Genomic DNA, 17690 nt, shown 5'->3' with positions numbered 1-17690 from the left:
TGTTGGTCACACTCGTTTCTCCGCCGTGTTCCCACGCGATCGTGTGGTCGATCTGACACTGCGAGGCCGGTTTCCCGCACCCCGGTCCCATGCACCGGTCAGCCCGCCACTTCACGAGCTTCGCGAGCTCCGGTGGCGGCCGATACCTTGTCCGCCCCACCGAGACGATGGCGCCGGTCTCGGGGTGGGTGAGTACCCGCATCCACCCCGACGCAGACCCAGCCAACTCCCGGGCCTTCTCGATGGGGATCGGACCGACCCCTTCCACCTCCGCCGGATCCGTGACCCCCTCCACGCCCAGCAAGGCCAGGGCGGGAACGGTCACAACCACGGTCGCGCGTATCCCCCGCGCCGCTTTCGGGTGCTGGGACACGGTCCCGTCGATCAGCAGGTCACAGAACACGTCAGCGCGGAGCTCGTCCAACGACCGCTCCCCCGACCCCTCAGGCGAACCGCCGCGTTCGGTACCGCGGTCATGGTCGCGGATCACCGTTGCCATCTGCGTGATCCGGCCGTGGATCGCGTGAGCTTCCACCGACGGGATCAATGCGTGCAACCACGACATCCCGTCCCCGACCTGCTCGATCACCACCCGACGCTCCCGTACCGCCGACCCATGCCGCTCGGCCAACGTCGGGGCCATCTCCCGGTCGATGAGGCGGCGCAGCGCCCGCCGGAACGACCCCACCGGCAGCGTCTCGGCCAATACTCGCGCCCGACTCTCCAACCCAGCCGCCACATCGGGGGCCAACACGTCAAGAGCGTCCACGAGAATCTCAACGTGCCGCTCCGTCACGTTCGCGCGGGAGAGCGAGTCGAGCACGGTCGGATACCGGTGCACCAGCGACTCCGCACGAGCAAGCAGCATCCCCGCCGCGGTCTCCGACACCCGCAACGCCGCCGCCAACTCCAACCGCAGCGACCGCATCACCAACTCCCGAGACCCACCCCCATACCGGGTCACATCATCCAGCGCCTCACGACGAAGAGCATCCACCCGAACAAACCGTTGCGCAGCGACCACCGCCGCCAGATCAGCGACCTCCACCACCAGACCCACAGCATCCGGTCGCGGTGGAACCCATCCCAGCTCACCGTCCGCCTCGAGCACGTCCCCCTCGCACACGAGCAGGTCAGCATCCGAGGCCCCGGGCCATTCGCCCGTCCCGCCGACACCAACTGCTTCCATACCCCGACACTACGAGGGGGGTCCGACATTGGCCCGGCCTGCGACGCTGACAATGTCGGAGGCCTGGTGTGTCCTGTCCTACTGGCCGCCGGCCGGTGGCGCGCGCCGGGGGGTGTGCGCCCACACGACCCGAAAGGTCTTCGCATGTCTGAGAACAGCAACACCACGCCGTCCGCGACTCCTGCGGGCTGGTACCCGCATCCGGGTTCCGAAGCCGCGCCCGGTTCCGAAATGTACTGGGATGGATCTGACTGGCGCACCGACATGGTGCGCCAGCCCGGAGCCTCGGGTACCGCAGCTGCCGGCCCCGTGAAGCGACCCTGGTACGCGCGCAAGGCGGTCATCATTCCCGTGGCGGTGGTCGCGGCGATCATCCTCATCGGAGGGGTCGGCAGTGCGCTCGGCGGCGGAAGCTCCTCGCGGGATGCGGCACCGCAGACCGTGCAGGACGACGCCACCTCTGAGGTGGCGGCGCAGCCCGAGCCCGAACCCGTGATGATCGTCGTGCCGAACGTCGTGGCGCAGTCCGGAGCGACCGCGCGCGCCACGCTCGAAGCACTCGGCCTGCGGGTCGCCGCGGAGGGCGATGAGACCATGCCCGTGATCGCCCAGGACGTCGCGGAAGGGACCACGGTCGAGGAGGGGTCGACCGTGACACTCACACTCGAAGCGAAGCCGCAGCTCACCCGCGGGCAGGAGAACGCCATCCGTTCCGCGCAGTCGTACCTCGACTTCACGGCCTTCTCGCGCGCGGGACTGTTCGATCAGCTCACGAGCGAGTACGGCGAGGGGTACGAGGGCGCCGATGCGGAGTTCGCCCTGGCCTATCTCGAGCAGAACGGTCTTGTCGACTGGAACGCCGAGGCGGTGGAGTCGGCGGAGTCATACCTGAGCTTCACCTCGTTCTCGCGCCAGGGCCTGTACGACCAGCTCACGAGCGAATACGGCGAGCAGTTCACCCCCGAGCAGGCAGAACACGCCCTTACGGCCGTGGGCTACTGAGCGCGGGCTGAGGAGGGGGCGGGGGTGCGCAGGGCTGACTGCCGCCCGCTCTCTCCTCAGCATCTGGGCCGGCGCTCCCAGAGTGTCAGCGGGTGGTGGTTTACTGTGGGGACGACACAGGAGAGAGGAATCCCATGGCTCCCGTCATTACTCTCACCAAGGACCGACTTATCGCACGCCAGAACGAACTCCTGGCGGAGCTGCGCCTCGACTCTTACGAGGCCTTCCGCGAGATGGCCCGTGAACGTCGTCTCACGGATCAGGGATGGGCCGTTCGCGATGAGCTGGACTCGATCGCCTATTTGCTCGGCGAAGACGAACTCACCGACTGACCGCCGTGCTGGGGCAGGCACAAGAGTTCGCCTCGAGGCTCGAACAGACGATTCGATCGGCCCTGCCCTGCGCCCCAACAGTTCGCGTTCAACAGTTCCCTGATACCGGGCGTGTGCGGATTTCGCCGGTCGATGCCTCGGATCCGGAAACCGCCGAGAGGCTGCCGCTCACCTGCGACGGCGAGACCCTCGCCTCCTGGACCTTCTACATGTTCGCCGAAGTCACCGACGACGGCTTCCTCAAGATCGATCGCTCGCGGGTAGCGCTCACGCCGGTATTCGAGAACGTCCCTGTGGCGCGTCTGGAGTTCGAGAACAGGGCAACGGGCGCCCCGACATCGCACTGGCAGTTCCATGCCGAACGCGGTGCGCTGTCGTTCATCCTTGCTCGCACACGGCGCGGAGGTAAGCGCGAGCGGGTCCCCATGTCGTTGGCCGATCTGCACTTCTCGAACGGCGGCAGACGATTCCGTCCTGGTCTAGAGGACTTCATCGAGTTCCTCATCCGCGAATGCGGCTTCGACAGCCGAGACGGATGGCGCACTGCGGTCGAAGACGGCCGCGAACTGGCGCGCAGGTTTCAAGTCCGCACGATCGCCCGCAACTACCCCGCAGAGGTCGCGGAGGTACTCAAGTCGCGCGGTTGGAAGGTCGAGCCTCCAGACAACTTCGACGGATGGGAATCAACCGAAAGACTGCGCGAGTACTGAACGGGTCACAGCTCGCCGCGAAACGCGCGGTGCTGGAGGGCCGCGAACAGTTCGTCGAGCTCCGTCGAACTGCTCTCAGCAGCGCGGATTGCGTTGCTCACGCTGTCAAGCTCCCGCACGATCTCATTCTGGACCGAGAGTGGTGCGAGACGCATTCTCAGCGATCGGACGCTCGTAGCGTTGAGAGTCTTCAGACCTGAGGTCGTATTGGCGACGCGACGGAAGTACTTTCGCGAGTCCGACGAATTGAGAACCAGTTCCGGAAAACGACCGAGAACTCTCTCCCCATTTGGTCGCAGACGGAACAAGTGGTTCTGGTGCGTGAGATCTGCTGAGGGGAGCGCGGTGACCAACGCGGCTCTGCCAACTTCATCAAGATTTCCGTGGCCTTCGACCACCAGCAAATCGCCGAGCCGGATGCGCGTCCGTTCGAGTTCAGCCCGTGACACGCCGAGCTCTTTGATCTCGGTCGTATCGATAGCACCTCGGAACACATTCGCGACTCTCAGGTACCCCGCCCGCTGCGGAAGCGTCGCCCGCCGAGCGTTCACGGTCAACCCACCCTGAAGCGAGGCAACCTCACCGAGCGAAACCGTCTCCCACCCTCGTGCGTCGCGTTGGGTTAGGACCCCCCGGGGAATGACGTGCAGCAGCCGAAGCGACTCACGTCGGGCCGAGCGGAGGGCATCGGCTCGTCGAGGATTGCGGCGATGCGGCGCTGCTCGGGGAGAGGCGGGAGGGGGATCTGTAGCCGGCGAAGAAAGTTGATCGGCACCCGCCTCTGCCCAGCGCTTCCAGTCATGCGCATTCCGCCGGCCGCACGCACCTCCGGAGTGCGCAGGAAGTGGTGCAAGAAACGACGATCGACCATCGCGTCGTTGGGCCTAACAACATGGAACTCCGTCGATCCCCAACCGACGTCGGTCTTGATTCTGACCTGACCAATCTTGCCGTTCTCGAAGCAAGGCGTGATCTTCGCCACCAGCAGATCAGCATTCCGGAATGGGGTGTACCCCGTCTTCAGGTCTTGCGAATCGACAATGATTCCCGAAGTCGTCCGCCCGTCTTCCCCCAGGTCTGTCATGCCGAGAAAGGTGCCCGTCTCTTCACCATAGGGCGTACGCGGGTTTAGCTCGGCGACATCCCCCAGCGGCACGGTCTCCCAACTCACGCGAGCATCTCCCGCAGGCGCTTGAGGCCGTCCTGAATCTCGACTTCGAGGGCGTCCAGCTCATCGAGAATCTCCACCGGGGAACGGTGCTCGACCTCCTCGATCTCGATCTCCTTGTAGCGATTGAGGCTGAGGTCGTAGCCGTTGTCGGCGATCTCTTGCTTCGGCACGAAGAAGCTCTGGTCGGTGCGCAACCGTGCAGCCTCGGCGTCCAGGTTCTGCCACCGGGCGAGCACATCGGGAAGGTCGTTCGCGTCGATGGGGGTGCGCTTGTCATCGAGGGTCATGCCGTCGGTGCGCACGTCGTAGAACCACACCCGGTCGGTGCCGCCCGACGAGGTCTTCGTGAACAGCAGGATGGCGGTCGAGACCCCGGTGTAGGGCTTGAAGGTGCCCGACGGAAGCTTGATCACGGCATCCAGTTTGTGGTCATCGATCAGCAGCTTGCGCACCGCCTTGTGGGCGTTGCTCGACCCGAACAGCACACCCTCGGGCACGATGACCGCGGCACGCCCGCCGTTGCGCAGCATTCGGATCATGAGCACCAGAAAGAGCAGCTCGGTCTTGCGGGTCTTCACGAGCTTCTGCAGGTCTTTCGACACCGTCTCTTGATCGAGCGAGCCGGCAAACGGCGGGTTGGCGAGCACGAGCGTGTAGCGATCGTCGCCCGGATGCCCCTCCGACAGCGAATCCGCGCGCTCGATCGTCGGGTTCTCGACGCCGTGCAGCAGCATGTTCATGCTCGCGATGCGGGCCATCGCGGCATCCGAGTCGTACCCCGTGAACATCGGGCCATGGAAGTGCGCGCGGGTGGCGGCATCCGCCCACATCTCGGGATGGTGCTCGCGCAGGTACTCCTCGGCGGCCACCAGGAAGCCGGCGGTGCCCACGGCGGTTATGTGTACGTTCGGTCAGTGTCTCAACGACCCACCCGACTGCACCCCCGGAGCATGATGTATCTGCGTTTCGTCGACCACCAACTCGCCCCCTCAACCGACTTCGACGCGCGCGCCAGCGACATCTACTCGCGCACCCGTTCGCTCCCCGAGGGGATGCCGATCCTTCTTGACGATCGGTGGCGGCCGGTTGAGCCGTGGTTGACGTACTTCCGGATCGTCGCAGCGTCGACAGACCCGGCGACGCTGCGCGCGTACGCATACGACGCCAGGCGGTTTGCGTCGTTCCTCGCCACGCGACAGACCGACGTGATCCATGCGTCGAGCGACGACATCGTCGCGTTCCGCGAATGGCGGCTGAGCGGCTCCGAGCGCCCGGTGTCGCCGGCGACGTGGCGACGCGACGTGGTCGTGATACGCGGGATCTATCAGCTGCTCACTCAGACCGGGCAGATCCAGCGCGAACCGTGGATCACCATCGGAAGGTCGTCGCCGCTCCGGATGCGTTGGAGGAGCGAGCCCGACATTCGGCCGCTGACGCAGGCGCAGTGGCGCACGTTCCTCGACGTCGGTCTCGGCGGACGAACCGCCGCGGGCGATCTGGACGAGAGTTGGCGGGGCACAACGAGCCTGCGTTCAAAGGCGGGCGCGCAGCTGGCCGTGACGACGGGGATGCGCCTCGGTGAGTTCTCCACACTGCTCGACGCTGAAGTCCCGCCGCCGACGGGCACCGGCATCTCCGTCTTGCTCGAGGCGTGCGCGAAGTACCAGAAGCGTCGACGCGTCCACGTCCCCCTCACGACGCTTCGGGCGGTCGATCTCTACCGGCAGACGGAGCGCCGAGCGGTCGTCCGCGCGTCAGCTGCCTCCCTCTGGCGACGCCGCTCCGAGCTGTTCGTCGTCGACGAGATCGACGTGTCGGCAGGCATCCTGCGAGGCCGGGTGAATGGGCGGCGATCGAGATGGCGGCTGCACCAGCTGCCTCCGCACCTGCGACGAATTGCCGTCATCGAGCGGGACCACGGGATGGAGGCGCTGGGGCTGTTCGTCGGTCGAGGCGGTTTGCCGATCAGCCGCAGGCAATGGCACGCGACGTTCGAGGCTGCAAGCGGGCGTGCTCTGAGGCTCGCTCAGGACGAGATGGGCGGTCGCCGTGCACGGATCACTCCGCACGATCTGCGCCACACTTTCGCTGTCGTGCTCCTGAAATCGCTGACCGATGTGGCGCTGGCCCGCGAGGCGGAGCGACGGGCAGGCAACGTGGGACCAGCCACGATCTCCGAGCACATCGCCATCAACCCGCGACTTACAGTGCAGCGGCTGCTGGGGCACTCGAACCCGGCGACGACCATGGTCTACCTGCGCTACATCGAGGACACCGATGCGCTCATCCAGGACGTATTCGAGAGCTGGAGCGACGAGGGCATGACATACGCGGACGCAGTCCTCGCTGATCGGAACGTCGCGTGACGAACATCGACCTCACCCCGCGGCAGATGCTGTTCGTTCTTCCGACCGCGAACGTCGATGGAACACTCGCCCCGCTCGACTTCGCACACCCCGTCCTTGCGGCTGAGCTCGCGGACGCGCTGATCGACATGCGTCGAGCCATGGGTCACACCGACGGCACCGCGTATCAGTACCGCCGGGCGCTGATGAGCCTTCTGCGCGGTCTACCTGACGCTTGCCCGCGAACTGTGAGTCTCGCAACGCCGGGACTCGCCCTCATCGACGCGTTGCACGCGTGGGAATCCGCGTTGGCCGGCAACTACCCGCCAGAGAGCGCGATCCCGTACAAGTACGGCAGACAGATCCGCGCTCTCGTCCGCGTCCACGCAGCGAACGGTCGTGACGTCAGCGACGCCACGCTCCGTTGGGCGCAGGCGCACGTGCTGCACCAGGGCGGCGACTCCACGCCGCTCGATGAGTTCTCGAACGCGGAGCGACTCGCGATTCGCAACGCCTGCCGCGCCCGAATCCGCGAATTGGAGGCTCGTCTGGCAGTCGGACGTCGGCTGCTCGCCAGCGCAGACGATCCCCGAAGCACAGGGTGGGAACGAAGCGCCGATGTCCTGTGGGGCATTCGCCATCTCGGACGACGTCCCGGAGCATCGATCGAGGCTGATGTCCTCCGCGCGTGCGCATCGGGTGTGCTCGACGACCTCCACGACGACTTCGCGCTCGAACAGTCACCGGTCCGCGCCAATGCCGGCCGGATCACGCGACGACTACTGACCCACCTCTATCCGTCCAGCGAGGACCTCGTTGCGTTTCGCACACTCCTGCAGTTGGAGAGTGGTGCGGCGCCGGAAGAGTGGTCGGACGTTCGACTCACAGACATCGAGCACACGACAGACTCGGTCCGCGTACGGCTCCACAAGGCGCGAGCCCACCGAACTCGAACCGTGCGATGCGCGATCACCGGGTCTCGCGATGGCACCGGGTGGAGAGCAGGGGATCTCATACTTCGCCTGATCGCTGTCACCGAGGCAGCTCGGGAGGAGGCAAAGGAGGTGGGCGGCTCCGACGCGGACGCCTTGTTCATCACCGTGCAGCGCACCGCGTCCAGGCATCTCGTCGCGCGCCAGGAGTCATTCTCGCGCCGCCCCTTCACGTCGCTTCTGATGGCGATCTCGCCCGAGATATCAAAGCCATACGATTCCCGCCGGCTACGCAAGACAGTGAAGAGTGTTCGTGCAGCAGTGCTCCGCAGCGCTGACGCCGCGGCGGGAGACGACCACAGCATCGCTGTCTACCAACGCCATTACGCGCAGTCGACAACCGTGCATGTTCTGGCCGGCAACGCAGTCAACGCGGCGCAGAGTCAGGTGTTCGATCGAGTACGAGGGCCGGTCTTCGTTCGTGCTGCGGCCAGCACCGTCGACGACGCAGCAGGCGACCTGGGTGCTGCCGCAGCCGCCGAGTTGGCCTCGAGCGCCACTGACCAGGGAATCAACGTGACTCAGTGCACGTCACCGTACGAATCGCCCTTCACGCCGGCGGGGCGGCTCTGCGAGCATCGGCCATCGATGTGCTTCGCGTGCCCGAACGCGATCGTGTTCGCAGATCACCTGCCGCGAGTCCTCGCGTACCGAGAGATTCTCCGCGGTCACGAGAACGAGATGCCCCCGGCCCAGTTCGCGGCGGTACACGGTCAGCAGTTGGTCAACGTCGAACGCATCCTCCACGAGTTCTCCCCGACGGAGATCGAGAACGCGCGGACGGCGTGCGAGACCGCCTCTGTCCATGTGCCGCTCACCCAGAGAGGAGTCCACCTGTGAGCGTCGATCGCGAGTACTCTGCCGAGCCGGTGTCGCTGTTCGCGAGCGACTACTGGGCGAGCGACACGGCGGTCATCTCAGATCGACACCTCGAACATGACTTCCCCATCCCCTTCTTCGGAGATGAGGATCGCTGGGACCTCAGCGCCCTGGGGTGGAACCCTGCTGCGGGCCGCCATTCCGCGGTGCTGTTGTTCGACTCGTTCATCGGTGAGTGGAACCTTCGTGCTCGCGAACTCGCAATGGCACTTCTCAACCCTGTGCATCCCGTGCTGCGCGGGCAGATGATCTATCTGCGAGCAACGCCCGCCCATGTGAAGACGATCCGTTCCAAGCTCGAGGGCCTGAAGCGGTTCGCCGCGTGGTACGCCGACAACCTCCCTGACACTCCACTCCGTGATCTCCATCAGTCGCACCTCGACGGCTTCCTCACTGAGGTCAAGACGATGGGGATCCCCTCCAGAACGCGACAAGCAGTCGATGCTGTTCGCGAACTGCACACCTACGCGGCAGTCCTCTCTGGCGGAGGCATCCCATTCCGTCCATGGGGAGATCTCCACACGATCGCGCTCAGCGGGCAGAAGTCCAGCGCCGAGCTGAGCACGCCGGTGATTCCACCGCAGGTGTGGTGGCCGCTCCTGCGGGCGTGTTGGCAGTACATCAACGTGTTCTCGCACGACATCTTTGCGGCCGCCGCGGAATGGTCGGCGCTCGACCGCCCCAAAGCCGAGCGCGTGAAGGTACGACACCCCGAGGACACGCTCGCGCGATGGATCGTAACGCCCGGAAATCGGGTGCCCCTGCATCGGATGACGTACGGCAGATTCCGCGAGGGCGAGATCCACTGGACACTTCTTTCCTTGCTCGTCTCCGATGGGCACAGCAAGCAGATGTTCTCCGAGTTGGACCGTCCTGACGTCCTCCGCCGACGTCAGGACATCGTCGACGCGATCGGCTCCGGCACGCTCGCGACCGCGCGCGGTGGGCTCGCCACAAAAGCGACGGCGATCGAACGCGCCGATGGATCCGTCGGTCCGTGGATCGACGGATTCGACCCGGCGACGATCCGAGTCCAACTGAAGCTCCTCCGCAACGCGTGCTACGTCTTCTGCGCGGCTCTCACGATGATGCGCGACTCGGAACTGCTGAGCATCAAGAAGGGAGCGCTCACCACTTCGTACGGGGCGCCCGCCGTCACCTCCCAGCTCCGGAAGGGTCGGCGTGGGACCCAGCGACGCAACTGGTGGATCATCGAACCCGTTGCGCAAGCAATCGCCGTCGCGGAACGACTTGCTCTCGGCGACGACGTCTTCAGCTCTGTTCGACGTGAACATCGAGCGCACGACGGAGCAGGTCGGTTCGATCGTCACAGCGAGCTGAAGCAGTTCATCTCTCAGCTCAATGGTCAATCCGCGGATGCCGGTCTCGAACCGATCCCCGCGTTCCAGCTTGCACCGCACATGTTCCGGCGGACGATGGCCGTGATCACCGCGCAACAGCCAGACGGCGAGATCGCCCTCGGCATCCAGCTCAAGCACGCAGCGCGACGCGCCGTCGCGAACGGCACGACCTCCGGGTACGCGAGCGAGACGCCGGAGTGGGCCGCGGAGTTCGAGCATGAGCTTCAGGAAGCTGTCGCGTCACGGTTGGTCGGCGCCTGGTCTTCTCACCAAGACCACGAGATGAGGCTCGCAGGCGCAGGCGCACAGCGCTTCCGAGACGAGCTCGAGAAGGTCGAGGCCGTCGCAAGCAACGAGGTCAAAGTCGGCGACGAGCGCACACTGCGCGCACTCCTGCGCGATCGCTTCAGCACGCTCCGATGGGGAACCGTCAACCACTGCCTCGGCATCCCTGAGCAGGCGGCGTGCTTGAAGGGGCTGCCCGCCGAAGCGGCCGCAGGAGGCGTCATGCCTAATCGCTGCCAACCCACCGCCTGCGGCAATTCCGTCGTCACCGAGGAGCACGCGCCGATCTGGATCGCGGAGGAACGCGACCTCGTCGCGAAGCTGCGCGACCGAAAGATGGCACCACACAATCGCGAACAACTCGAGACAGAACTTGAAGACGTTCGCCGTATCACGAGGAAGTTCACGGATGCCTGAGATCTCTGCCGCGACCGAACGCCGACTGCGCGACGCGATGGAGCGCCTGCTCACCGGCGCGGCGATCCGCACCGACGGACGCCTCATCAAGGAGAACCTCTATCGCGAAGCTGGCGTCAGCCGCGCCACCATGAACCGTGCGACTGCGGTCATGGATGAGTGGGCACGTCGCGTCGACGGGTCCCAGCCGCGAGATCGTGAGATCGAGTCGTTGCGAAGCTCGCTGGCCGATCGTGCAGCCCAGATCAAACAGCTCCGCGAGCGAGTGAGCAGCCTCGAAGCACAGCTGACGATCGCCGCGACCGCCATCGCCGAGCTGCACGTCGAGAACCAGTTGCTGCGTGGCGATGACCCGAGCCACAACGTCACTCCGATGAAGCGCCCGAACGCGGACTCACGCCGGGGATGACGGGCGCTGCTGCTGCTCGTGTCATCGCCACTTCGGAGGTCGGGTGTACGTGGTCGCGCCGACGGTGAAGCTCTCGGGCAGAAGAGCCTGGCGGATCTTGTCGCGACCGATCTGCGACGACGCGGGCATCAGCTGCTTGAGTTCGCTCGAGAACCGCTTGGGTGGGAAGGCGGCGCCGATGAACATGTGCGGGCGGAATTGTTTGGCCGCCCTGACCGCGGGCGCAAGATCGCTGTCGGCGCTGATGATCAGTGCCGAGTCCATCGCGTTCGCAGCGGCGTCGCCCACAAGAGCAACGGCGATGTTGACGTCGGTCTCCTTCTCCTCGTGCACCGTACGCGTTGCGCGACAGTTGAAGCACGTCACGGTCTTCGCTTGATATCGGCCCTGCGTGACGCTGAAGACGTTGGTGTGACGCGCAGCGACGGCTGCCTGATGGTAGGCCTGACGACTGGCCGCGCCCGCATCGCCCAGCACAGGTGCGGTGAAGTACTTCACCGCGACGATGTGGCTGCGTGGGCGCAGGCTCTGCGCGAGTGCGACGAAGTCGATCCAGAGCGTCGAGCGTCCGAACTTGTCGTGCATGCCGTGATAGAAGTTGAAGCCGTCGATGTAGACGATGAGGCGCTCGTGCGGCGGTCCAGGAACGGGTGAGGCTGACAACAGACGACTCCAAATCGGTGCACGAGGTGATCACCTTCCTACCAGCGATCGTGTGTATAGTGTGGATACACCCCGCCCGGTTGTTCATCCCAACCGTGGCCCGACGCCCTCCCTCGTGGAGGGCGTCTTTGTGTCCGAGCCGGGTTGTCGAGCCATCGAGATTGCCATACAGATTAGGCCTTACTGCAGAGGCCTACTCGTGACGCTTGATGGGTGCCTTCCCCCGCGACCTCGCCTGATGCGTGGGACCACTACGCTCGCGAGCTCGGCCAGAACATCCAGCGGGAACGAGCGCGTGTCGGATACAGCCAGGACCGTGTGGCGTACGAGTCCAACCTGAGCCGCTACACGTACCAGAAGCTCGAGAAGGGTGAGTCGAAGCCCGGAACTCCCGCGAATCCGACCGTCAAGACTCTGCTGGCGGTAGCTCAGGTGCTCGACGTTCAGCTCACCGACCTCTTGCCCAGCGTGACGCCCGACCTCACGATCCGCTGAGGCACTTCGGCGTTGCGGGTGACAGCCCGCGACTACCAGGAGAGGCCTAATCTGTATGGCATTCTGCACTGTATGGGCGCTGCGGAACTCAACCAGGAGTCGTTCGTCATGGCGGTGGAAGATCCCTACCTCACCGCCCTGATCGGAACGATCGAGGAGCCCGCCGGATCCAGCACCGCAGCCCAAGCCGGCAGGCTGACGATCGCATGGTGGGACACACATGGCACTGGGCCGTCGTGCGCCGAACTCTTGAACGCGATGTTCACGAGCATCGCGTGGGACGACGTCATCGAAGACCCGGGACGGACACTCCTCGAACGCCGTGAACAGACCGAGCTCATCCAGCGCTGGCTGATCAGCTACTGGACCCGACTGGGCGCGATCGCCTTCATCCCCGGACACGACGACGTCGTACGGCCGGGACGAATCTATCCCGAGCCGGAGACTGACTGATCCATCACCGCCTGATAGGTTGGCCGGTTCTACGTCGAGGAGGAAGCATGCGCGAGATCTCAATCGCAGGCCGTACGGTCACGGTCTCGCTCGTCGCGACCACGCACGGCGAGGATGGCGATATCCAGCGCTACCTCGTCGAGGTGTCGGGCTCGGACGCCGCGACCCACCTCTCGATTCTCCGCATGACCAGCGCAGTCGATGCACGCGCAATGGCGTCGGCGATCGAGACCGAGCTCCTGCTCGACTATCCGGGCAGTCGTGACGACGGAGTCCTCCGCGATCCGAGCGTTCGCGCCTGGCGCGACGAGCATCGGACCGCAATCGAGGCCGCTCTCGGTCAGCTGCGTGACGAGATCGCTGGGATGCCGCCGGAGCCGGTCAGCGACCTCGAACGAACGCTGCTTCGCGCCTTCGAGATGGATCCCGACGCCCCGGATCCTGGCGATGCGTGAGTACCCCTGGTTCGACTTCGACCAAGTCGACTTCGTGACCTCTGACACCCACTTCAGTCATGCCCGCATCAGCGAGCTCGCCGACCGTCCCTTCTCAACCGTCGCGGAGATGGATGCCGCGCTGATTGGCCGGTGGAACGACGTTGTCGCTCCTGACTCCGTCGTGCTGCACCTGGGAGATCTCGCGCTCGGAGCGATCGCTGAATCCCTTCCGCTCACCGCACACCTGCACGGACGCCGACTCCTCGTCCCCGGCAACCACGATCGTGTCTCGCCCGCGACGCAGTCGAAACGGGCGATCGAGCGATTCCTGCCCATGTACGAAGCGGCGGGCTGGGAGATCCTCCCAGAGGTCGTCGAGGGCACCCGCCGCGGGTACCGGATCATCGCTTCGCACTACCCCTACGCCGGCGACAGCCAGGAACAGGATCGACACACTTCGCATCGCCCGCGCTGGGACGACGGCATCCCGCTCATCCACGGGCACACCCACGCACGGGACCATGGCCCGAATGGGCATCAGTTCCACGTCGGCGTCGACGCCCACGACTTCTCACCAGTCCCGTTCAGCGTGATCGACGGCTGGATCCTGAGCCTGCCGGGAATCGAGACTCGGCTGCAGACAGCGGTCCGCGAGGCTCGAGAGGTCCTCGCCGACCTGGACGATACGCCCCCACTCAACATGGACTTGATGTTCTTCATGCAGGCGTACGACGAAATTCACATGCACCTCGAAGAGCTGCTGGCGGCCGTTGACGAAGTCGGGCACCTTAATGGCGACGAGGGCAAGGGGTCCCGATAGGATCGGCCATACCCGGATAAATCCGGTTCAATCCGCATGGGGGCGTGAATGTCCGAGCCGTGGCTCTCTGCCGACGACATCGCTGAGCACTTGGGCGTGACCAAGGACACGATCTACGCCTGGATCTCCGACAAGGGGATGCCGGCGCACAAGGTCGGGCGTCTGTGGAAGTTCCAGGCGAGCGAGGTCGACGACTGGGTACGCAGAGGGGACGCAGGATCTCCGGACTGACCCAGTCGGCCGCGATGTCGGCGGCACGACGTATCCTGATCGACTTGCCATTTTCCAGGGGAGGAACCACGTGGACGCACCTGCGGTGACGCTGGCATCGCTGCGCGCCGGGCAACGCCTGCGCGGTGTCCTGCCCGGGCAGCCGGTGACACTCGTCGGCGTGACACCGCTGGACGACGCGCTCGTCGAGATCTTCTTCCGCGATGACTCGGGTCGGACCGGCGAACGCACCATCACCGAGCTCGATGCCGGCAAGCTCGAACTAGTCACGGAGCTGGGTAACGCGCCCGCGTTCGACGGCGACCCTGATGAGTTCCGCCTCGCGGCCGAGGCGCTCCGCATCAAGTACGCCGCGCTCTACGACCCGATGGCGGCGGTGAATAGCTCGGACGTCGATCCGTTGCCGCATCAGATCCGCGCAGTGTACGAGGAACTCCTCCCGCGAATCCCGCTGCGGTTCCTCCTCGCTGATGACCCCGGCGCGGGCAAGACGATCATGGCCGGCCTCTACCTCAAGGAGCTCATCCTCCGCGCCGACTGCGAACGAGCGCTCATCGTCGCGCCCGGCGGCCTCGTGGAGCAGTGGCGGGAAGAGCTGTCGCAGAAATTCGACCTCTCGTTCGAGATCTTCAACCGTCAGATGGTCGACGACGCGCAGGGCCGCAATGTGTTCGACGAGCACCCGTTCCTCATCGCACGGATGGACCAACTCTCCCGCAGCGATGACCTGATCGAGCAGCTCTCCGACGTCACCTGGGACGCTGTCGTCGTCGATGAGGCGCATCGCATGTCCGCGCACTACTCGTCATGGGCGGGTCAAGTCGACGAGACGAAGCGGTTCCGGCTGGGGCGGCTGCTCGCCGAGACCGCGCACAACTTCCTCCTCATGACCGCGACCCCGCACGCAGGCAAGGAAGAAGACTTCCAGCTGTTCATGTCCTTGCTGGACCGCGACCGGTTCGAGGGCCAGTTCCGCGCCGGCGTGCACCGCACTGACACGCGCGGCCTGATGCGGCGCATGGTGAAGGAAGAGCTCCTCACCTTCGAGGGCAAGCCTCTGTTCCCCGAGCGTCGCGCGTACACGGTCGAGTACGAGCTGAGCGACCCCGAGCGTGAGCTATATGAGCTGGTGACCGGCTACGTGCGCACCGAGATGGGTCGTGCGGAACGGCTCGCGCAGGCGGGCGACAAGAAGCGCGGCAACAACGTGGGGTTCGCGCTCACCGTGCTGCAGCGACGCCTCGCCTCAAGTCCGGAGGCGATCCTCCGATCGCTCGAGCGACGCCAAGTGCGACTCGAGACCCGTCTGCGGGAATGGCAGCGCGCGACCGACGAGGCCCGCTACAGCACCTCCATGACTGCGTCTATTGACGAGTGGTCAACCGGCCGCGTCGCACTCGACTTCGAGGACGCCTCCGCTTCGGCGCCAAGCTTCAACCCCGACGAGTTCGATGACCTCGATGAAGAAATCTCCGAAGAAGAACGAGCACAGTTCGAGGCCCGTGTCGACCAGGTGGTCGACCTTGCCACTGCGGCCGAGTCGATCGGTGAACTCCGCGCTGAGATCGCGATCCTCGAAGACCTCATCCGCGTCGCGCGCCGCGTCCGGTTGCTGGATGACGACAAGAAGTGGGTGGAGCTGCGCACGATCCTCGACGACCAGCTAGCCGAGGTTCTGCAAACGCACTCGCCTGTGAACATGCGCGTGCGCGCGGTTTCAGTCTACTCCCATCTGTGGACGGTGACCTTGCCGACTGTGCGGCCGTTCTCGACCAACTCGTGCGCCTCGCGGAGTGTGGTCGGTGAGATCGGCGCGAGTGTCGTTGTGGCCGTGGTGCGGATGCGGCCCTGATCTACAAGGTCAGCGACAGTGTTCAGGAGCTGGTGCTGTTCAATCATGTCCGGGGTCTGCCTGAGCGGGCGGGTGAACATCAGTTCCCAGTGCCAAGCGATGCTCTTGCCCTTGAGCGGGAACACGTCGCGCGGACCGTCGTCAATGGCGACAATATGCCCGAACGCTCGAACGATCCGCGCATAGGTTTCGATCTGCCCCGCGGAATGCGCGGTGAACAGCCAGTCCACGCCATCCTGCGCGACGGCGAGCACCTGCTCAGCCAGGTCGTCGCGGTGGTTCACCACATGCTCCGCGCCCAGGTTGCGCACCCAGGCGGAGCGTTCATCGTCGGAGGCGGTGGCGATCACGGTGACGTTCGGCAGGAGCGCGTCGGCCAGTGCCAGCATGATCGATCCGACTCCGCCGGTCGCGCCGATCACCAGCAGGGTGCCGGTCGAGTCCTCGGTAAGGGCGAGCCGCTCGAACAGGGTCTCCCAGGCGGTGATCGCCGTCAGCGGCAGCGCAGCAGCGTCGGCAAACGACAGCACCTGCGGCTTGCGCCCCGTAATCCGCTCATCCACAACATGCAGGCGCTGGTTCGTACCTGGCCGGTCGATGCTGCCCGCGTAGTACACCTCGTCACCCGGAGCGAACAGCGTCACCGCTGAGCCGACGTCGCGCACCGTACCGGCGGCGTCGAAGCCGAGCACCTTGAACCCGTTCGCAGGAGCGCCTTCCCGCAGTTTCACATCGACCGGGTTCACCGAGACCGCCTCGACCTCGACCAACAAGTCATGCGGTCCAAGTTCGGGCACCTCGACCTCGCGGGCGGTCAGCGCCTCGGGGTCGGTGGCGGGGAGGTTCTTCTCGTATCCGATCGCAGTCGTAGCCGTCATGCCAATTATGGTTCCCCAGACCTACTGGTTACCGTCAAGGCAACCTAGTACCCATCGGATACCATGAACGTATGAGTCAGACCGTGGATGAGTGCGACCGGAACGACGTGTACGCGGCCATGTGTCCGTGCCGCGACATGCTCGACCTGCTCGCCAACAAGTGGAGCGCCCTGGCCATCGGTGCGCTCGAAGACGGGCCGCAACGCAACGGGCAACTCAAACGACGCTTGGAAGGCGTCAGCCCCAAGGTGCTGTCCCAGACCCTCAAGCGTCTCGAAGACCACGGCCTGCTCACTCGCACCGTCTACCCCGAGGTTCCCGCTCGCGTGGAGTACGAACTTACTGACCTCGGACACAGCGCAGCCGCCCCGTTGAAGCATCTGCGCGACTGGGTTGAACACAACGTCGGAACCGACCAGTAGCGACCCCCTCGGCGCTACATCGAGCCAGGAGTCCCGGCCTCCGCGTAATACCGCGTCAACACAGACGAGGCGTCGCGGTCGCCGTCACCGGACACGACAGAGTTCAGCAGGTACCGGTACCCGTCACCGGTCGTCATCACCCTAATTGATAACGTCACACCTAGAAGGTGCGAAGTAACCGACGCGCGAGCACAGGAGCGCTTCTGTCATTTCGAAGGCGAGACTTCGCGCGATTGGGATTCGCCGGGCCATCCTTCTTCTCTTTCGTCGAACGTCACCGCAACACCGTGTCGCTGGGGTTCGTGAAATCTTCTTCCGGAAGCGAAACCCAGGTACTGCGCCATGAG

At 65.1% G+C, this 17690-nt stretch carries 20 protein-coding genes and 1 pseudogene; 14 read left to right on the top strand and 7 right to left on the bottom strand.

Annotation, left to right across the window (positions count from 1 at the left end):
* The coding region (locus ACSGC5_RS01640) for a DUF222 domain-containing protein (RefSeq protein ID WP_434968855.1) at positions 1-1189 on the bottom strand (1189 nt) is incomplete at its 3' end.
* Between the two features lie 144 nt (positions 1190-1333).
* Between ACSGC5_RS01640 and ACSGC5_RS01635 the strand changes: the two genes are divergently transcribed.
* The 3 genes from ACSGC5_RS01635 (at position 1334) to ACSGC5_RS01625 (ending at position 3233) form a co-directional block, all read left to right on the top strand.
* The gene (locus tag ACSGC5_RS01635) at positions 1334-2191 is read left to right on the top strand and encodes an Ltp family lipoprotein (protein ID WP_434968854.1); all 858 of its coding nucleotides are present in this window, start codon (positions 1334-1336) and stop codon (positions 2189-2191) included.
* 134 nt (positions 2192-2325) lie between these two features.
* A complete protein-coding gene (locus tag ACSGC5_RS01630; RefSeq protein ID WP_434968853.1) occupies positions 2326-2523 on the top strand; it encodes a hypothetical protein in 198 nt (65 codons plus the stop codon).
* Between the two features lie 113 nt (positions 2524-2636).
* A complete protein-coding gene (locus tag ACSGC5_RS01625; RefSeq protein ID WP_434968852.1) occupies positions 2637-3233 on the top strand; it encodes a hypothetical protein in 597 nt (198 codons plus the stop codon).
* A gap of 5 nt (positions 3234-3238) precedes the next feature.
* On the opposite strand, the gene ACSGC5_RS01620 is transcribed toward ACSGC5_RS01625, so the two are convergent.
* The 3 genes from ACSGC5_RS01620 to ACSGC5_RS01610 all read right to left on the bottom strand — a co-directional run bounded on the left by ACSGC5_RS01620 (position 3239) and on the right by ACSGC5_RS01610 (position 5294).
* Positions 3239-3784 (bottom strand): hypothetical protein, encoded by a 546-nt coding sequence (locus tag ACSGC5_RS01620; protein ID WP_434968851.1) that lies wholly within the window; start codon positions 3782-3784, stop codon positions 3239-3241.
* Positions 3785-3855: 71 nt separating this feature from the next.
* Complete coding sequence (locus ACSGC5_RS01615) at positions 3856-4404, bottom strand: restriction endonuclease subunit S (protein WP_434968850.1); 549 nt, start codon at positions 4402-4404, stop codon at positions 3856-3858.
* Positions 4401-5294, bottom strand: a complete 894-nt coding sequence (locus tag ACSGC5_RS01610) for an HsdM family class I SAM-dependent methyltransferase (protein WP_434968849.1) — start codon at positions 5292-5294, stop codon at positions 4401-4403. The genes ACSGC5_RS01615 and ACSGC5_RS01610 overlap by 4 nt, the downstream gene beginning before the upstream one ends.
* Before the next feature lie 60 nt (positions 5295-5354).
* Here ACSGC5_RS01610 and ACSGC5_RS01605 point away from each other — a divergent pair, with 60 nt between their 5' ends.
* The 4 genes from ACSGC5_RS01605 to ACSGC5_RS01590 are packed head-to-tail and all read left to right on the top strand — an operon-like array spanning position 5355 to position 11092.
* Positions 5355-6770, top strand: a complete 1416-nt coding sequence (locus tag ACSGC5_RS01605) for a tyrosine-type recombinase/integrase (protein ID WP_195692253.1) — start codon at positions 5355-5357, stop codon at positions 6768-6770.
* Entirely contained in the window at positions 6767-8581 is a 1815-nt protein-coding gene (locus tag ACSGC5_RS01600) for a hypothetical protein (protein WP_195692254.1), read from the top strand. The genes ACSGC5_RS01605 and ACSGC5_RS01600 overlap by 4 nt, the downstream gene beginning before the upstream one ends.
* The gene (locus ACSGC5_RS01595) at positions 8578-10683 is read left to right on the top strand and encodes a hypothetical protein (protein ID WP_195692255.1); all 2106 of its coding nucleotides are present in this window, start codon (positions 8578-8580) and stop codon (positions 10681-10683) included. The genes ACSGC5_RS01600 and ACSGC5_RS01595 overlap by 4 nt, the downstream gene beginning before the upstream one ends.
* A complete protein-coding gene (locus ACSGC5_RS01590) occupies positions 10676-11092 on the top strand; it encodes a hypothetical protein (RefSeq protein ID WP_195692256.1) in 417 nt (138 codons plus the stop codon). The genes ACSGC5_RS01595 and ACSGC5_RS01590 overlap by 8 nt, the downstream gene beginning before the upstream one ends.
* A 21-nt stretch (positions 11093-11113) precedes the next feature.
* Here the strand turns inward: ACSGC5_RS01590 and ACSGC5_RS01585 are convergent, their stop codons facing one another.
* A complete protein-coding gene (locus ACSGC5_RS01585; protein ID WP_036295197.1) occupies positions 11114-11755 on the bottom strand; it encodes an NYN domain-containing protein in 642 nt (213 codons plus the stop codon).
* A 213-nt stretch (positions 11756-11968) separates the two neighbouring features.
* Here ACSGC5_RS01585 and ACSGC5_RS01580 point away from each other — a divergent pair, with 213 nt between their 5' ends.
* From ACSGC5_RS01580 to ACSGC5_RS01555, 6 genes and pseudogenes are all read left to right on the top strand, one after another.
* On the top strand, positions 11969-12250 hold the full coding sequence (locus ACSGC5_RS01580; protein ID WP_036295200.1) for a helix-turn-helix domain-containing protein: 282 nt from the start codon (positions 11969-11971) through the stop codon (positions 12248-12250).
* Positions 12251-12322: 72 nt separating this feature from the next.
* Positions 12323-12703 (top strand): hypothetical protein, encoded by a 381-nt coding sequence (locus tag ACSGC5_RS01575; protein WP_195692257.1) that lies wholly within the window; start codon positions 12323-12325, stop codon positions 12701-12703.
* A 47-nt stretch (positions 12704-12750) separates the two neighbouring features.
* Complete coding sequence (locus tag ACSGC5_RS01570) at positions 12751-13158, top strand: hypothetical protein (RefSeq protein WP_195692258.1); 408 nt, start codon at positions 12751-12753, stop codon at positions 13156-13158.
* The gene (locus tag ACSGC5_RS01565) at positions 13151-13960 is read left to right on the top strand and encodes a hypothetical protein (protein ID WP_195692259.1); all 810 of its coding nucleotides are present in this window, start codon (positions 13151-13153) and stop codon (positions 13958-13960) included. Before ACSGC5_RS01570 ends, ACSGC5_RS01565 begins: the two co-directional genes overlap by 8 nt.
* Positions 13961-14008: 48 nt before the next feature.
* The gene (locus tag ACSGC5_RS01560) at positions 14009-14191 is read left to right on the top strand and encodes a helix-turn-helix domain-containing protein (protein ID WP_036294314.1); all 183 of its coding nucleotides are present in this window, start codon (positions 14009-14011) and stop codon (positions 14189-14191) included.
* Between the two features lie 367 nt (positions 14192-14558).
* A pseudogene (locus ACSGC5_RS01555) lies at positions 14559-15146 on the top strand (DEAD/DEAH box helicase); the annotation flags it as partial.
* A gap of 767 nt (positions 15147-15913) precedes the next feature.
* On the opposite strand, the gene ACSGC5_RS01550 reads toward ACSGC5_RS01555, so the two are convergent.
* Entirely contained in the window at positions 15914-16921 is a 1008-nt protein-coding gene (locus ACSGC5_RS01550) for a zinc-binding alcohol dehydrogenase family protein (RefSeq protein ID WP_434968848.1), read from the bottom strand.
* Between the two features lie 71 nt (positions 16922-16992).
* Between ACSGC5_RS01550 and ACSGC5_RS01545 the strand changes: the two genes are divergently transcribed.
* On the top strand, positions 16993-17343 hold the full coding sequence (locus tag ACSGC5_RS01545) for a winged helix-turn-helix transcriptional regulator (protein WP_024476679.1): 351 nt from the start codon (positions 16993-16995) through the stop codon (positions 17341-17343).
* 14 nt (positions 17344-17357) lie between these two features.
* Here the strand turns inward: ACSGC5_RS01545 and ACSGC5_RS01540 are convergent, their stop codons facing one another.
* Positions 17358-17480, bottom strand: coding sequence for a hypothetical protein (locus tag ACSGC5_RS01540; protein WP_267189609.1), 123 nt, complete (start codon positions 17478-17480; stop codon positions 17358-17360).
* Positions 17481-17690 lie beyond the last annotated feature (210 nt).

The sequence above is a fragment of the Microbacterium sp. bgisy207 genome (assembly GCF_965345035.1).
Taxonomy (GTDB): Bacteria; Actinomycetota; Actinomycetes; order Actinomycetales; family Microbacteriaceae; genus Microbacterium.
The sequence above is the reverse complement of the archived record's forward strand: the minus strand, read 5'-3'. Positions and strand labels throughout refer to the sequence as shown.

Excerpts from the sequence above, each read along its gene's own strand:
- ACSGC5_RS01635 (WP_434968854.1), top strand. The coding sequence starts at position 1,334 with ATGTCTGAGAACAGCAACACCACGCCGTCCGCGACTCCTGCGGGCTGG.
- ACSGC5_RS01630 (WP_434968853.1), top strand. The coding sequence starts at position 2,326 with ATGGCTCCCGTCATTACTCTCACCAAGGACCGACTTATCGCACGCCAG.
- ACSGC5_RS01605 (WP_195692253.1), top strand. The coding sequence starts at position 5,355 with ATGATGTATCTGCGTTTCGTCGACCACCAACTCGCCCCCTCAACCGAC.
- ACSGC5_RS01590 (WP_195692256.1), top strand. The coding sequence starts at position 10,676 with ATGCCTGAGATCTCTGCCGCGACCGAACGCCGACTGCGCGACGCGATG.
- ACSGC5_RS01575 (WP_195692257.1), top strand. The coding sequence starts at position 12,323 with ATGGGCGCTGCGGAACTCAACCAGGAGTCGTTCGTCATGGCGGTGGAA.
- ACSGC5_RS01570 (WP_195692258.1), top strand. The coding sequence starts at position 12,751 with ATGCGCGAGATCTCAATCGCAGGCCGTACGGTCACGGTCTCGCTCGTC.
- ACSGC5_RS01565 (WP_195692259.1), top strand. The coding sequence starts at position 13,151 with ATGCGTGAGTACCCCTGGTTCGACTTCGACCAAGTCGACTTCGTGACC.
- ACSGC5_RS01560 (WP_036294314.1), top strand. The coding sequence starts at position 14,009 with ATGTCCGAGCCGTGGCTCTCTGCCGACGACATCGCTGAGCACTTGGGC.
- ACSGC5_RS01550 (WP_434968848.1), bottom strand. The coding sequence starts at position 16,921 with ATGACGGCTACGACTGCGATCGGATACGAGAAGAACCTCCCCGCCACC.
- ACSGC5_RS01545 (WP_024476679.1), top strand. The coding sequence starts at position 16,993 with ATGAGTCAGACCGTGGATGAGTGCGACCGGAACGACGTGTACGCGGCC.
- ACSGC5_RS01540 (WP_267189609.1), bottom strand. The coding sequence starts at position 17,480 with ATGACGACCGGTGACGGGTACCGGTACCTGCTGAACTCTGTCGTGTCC.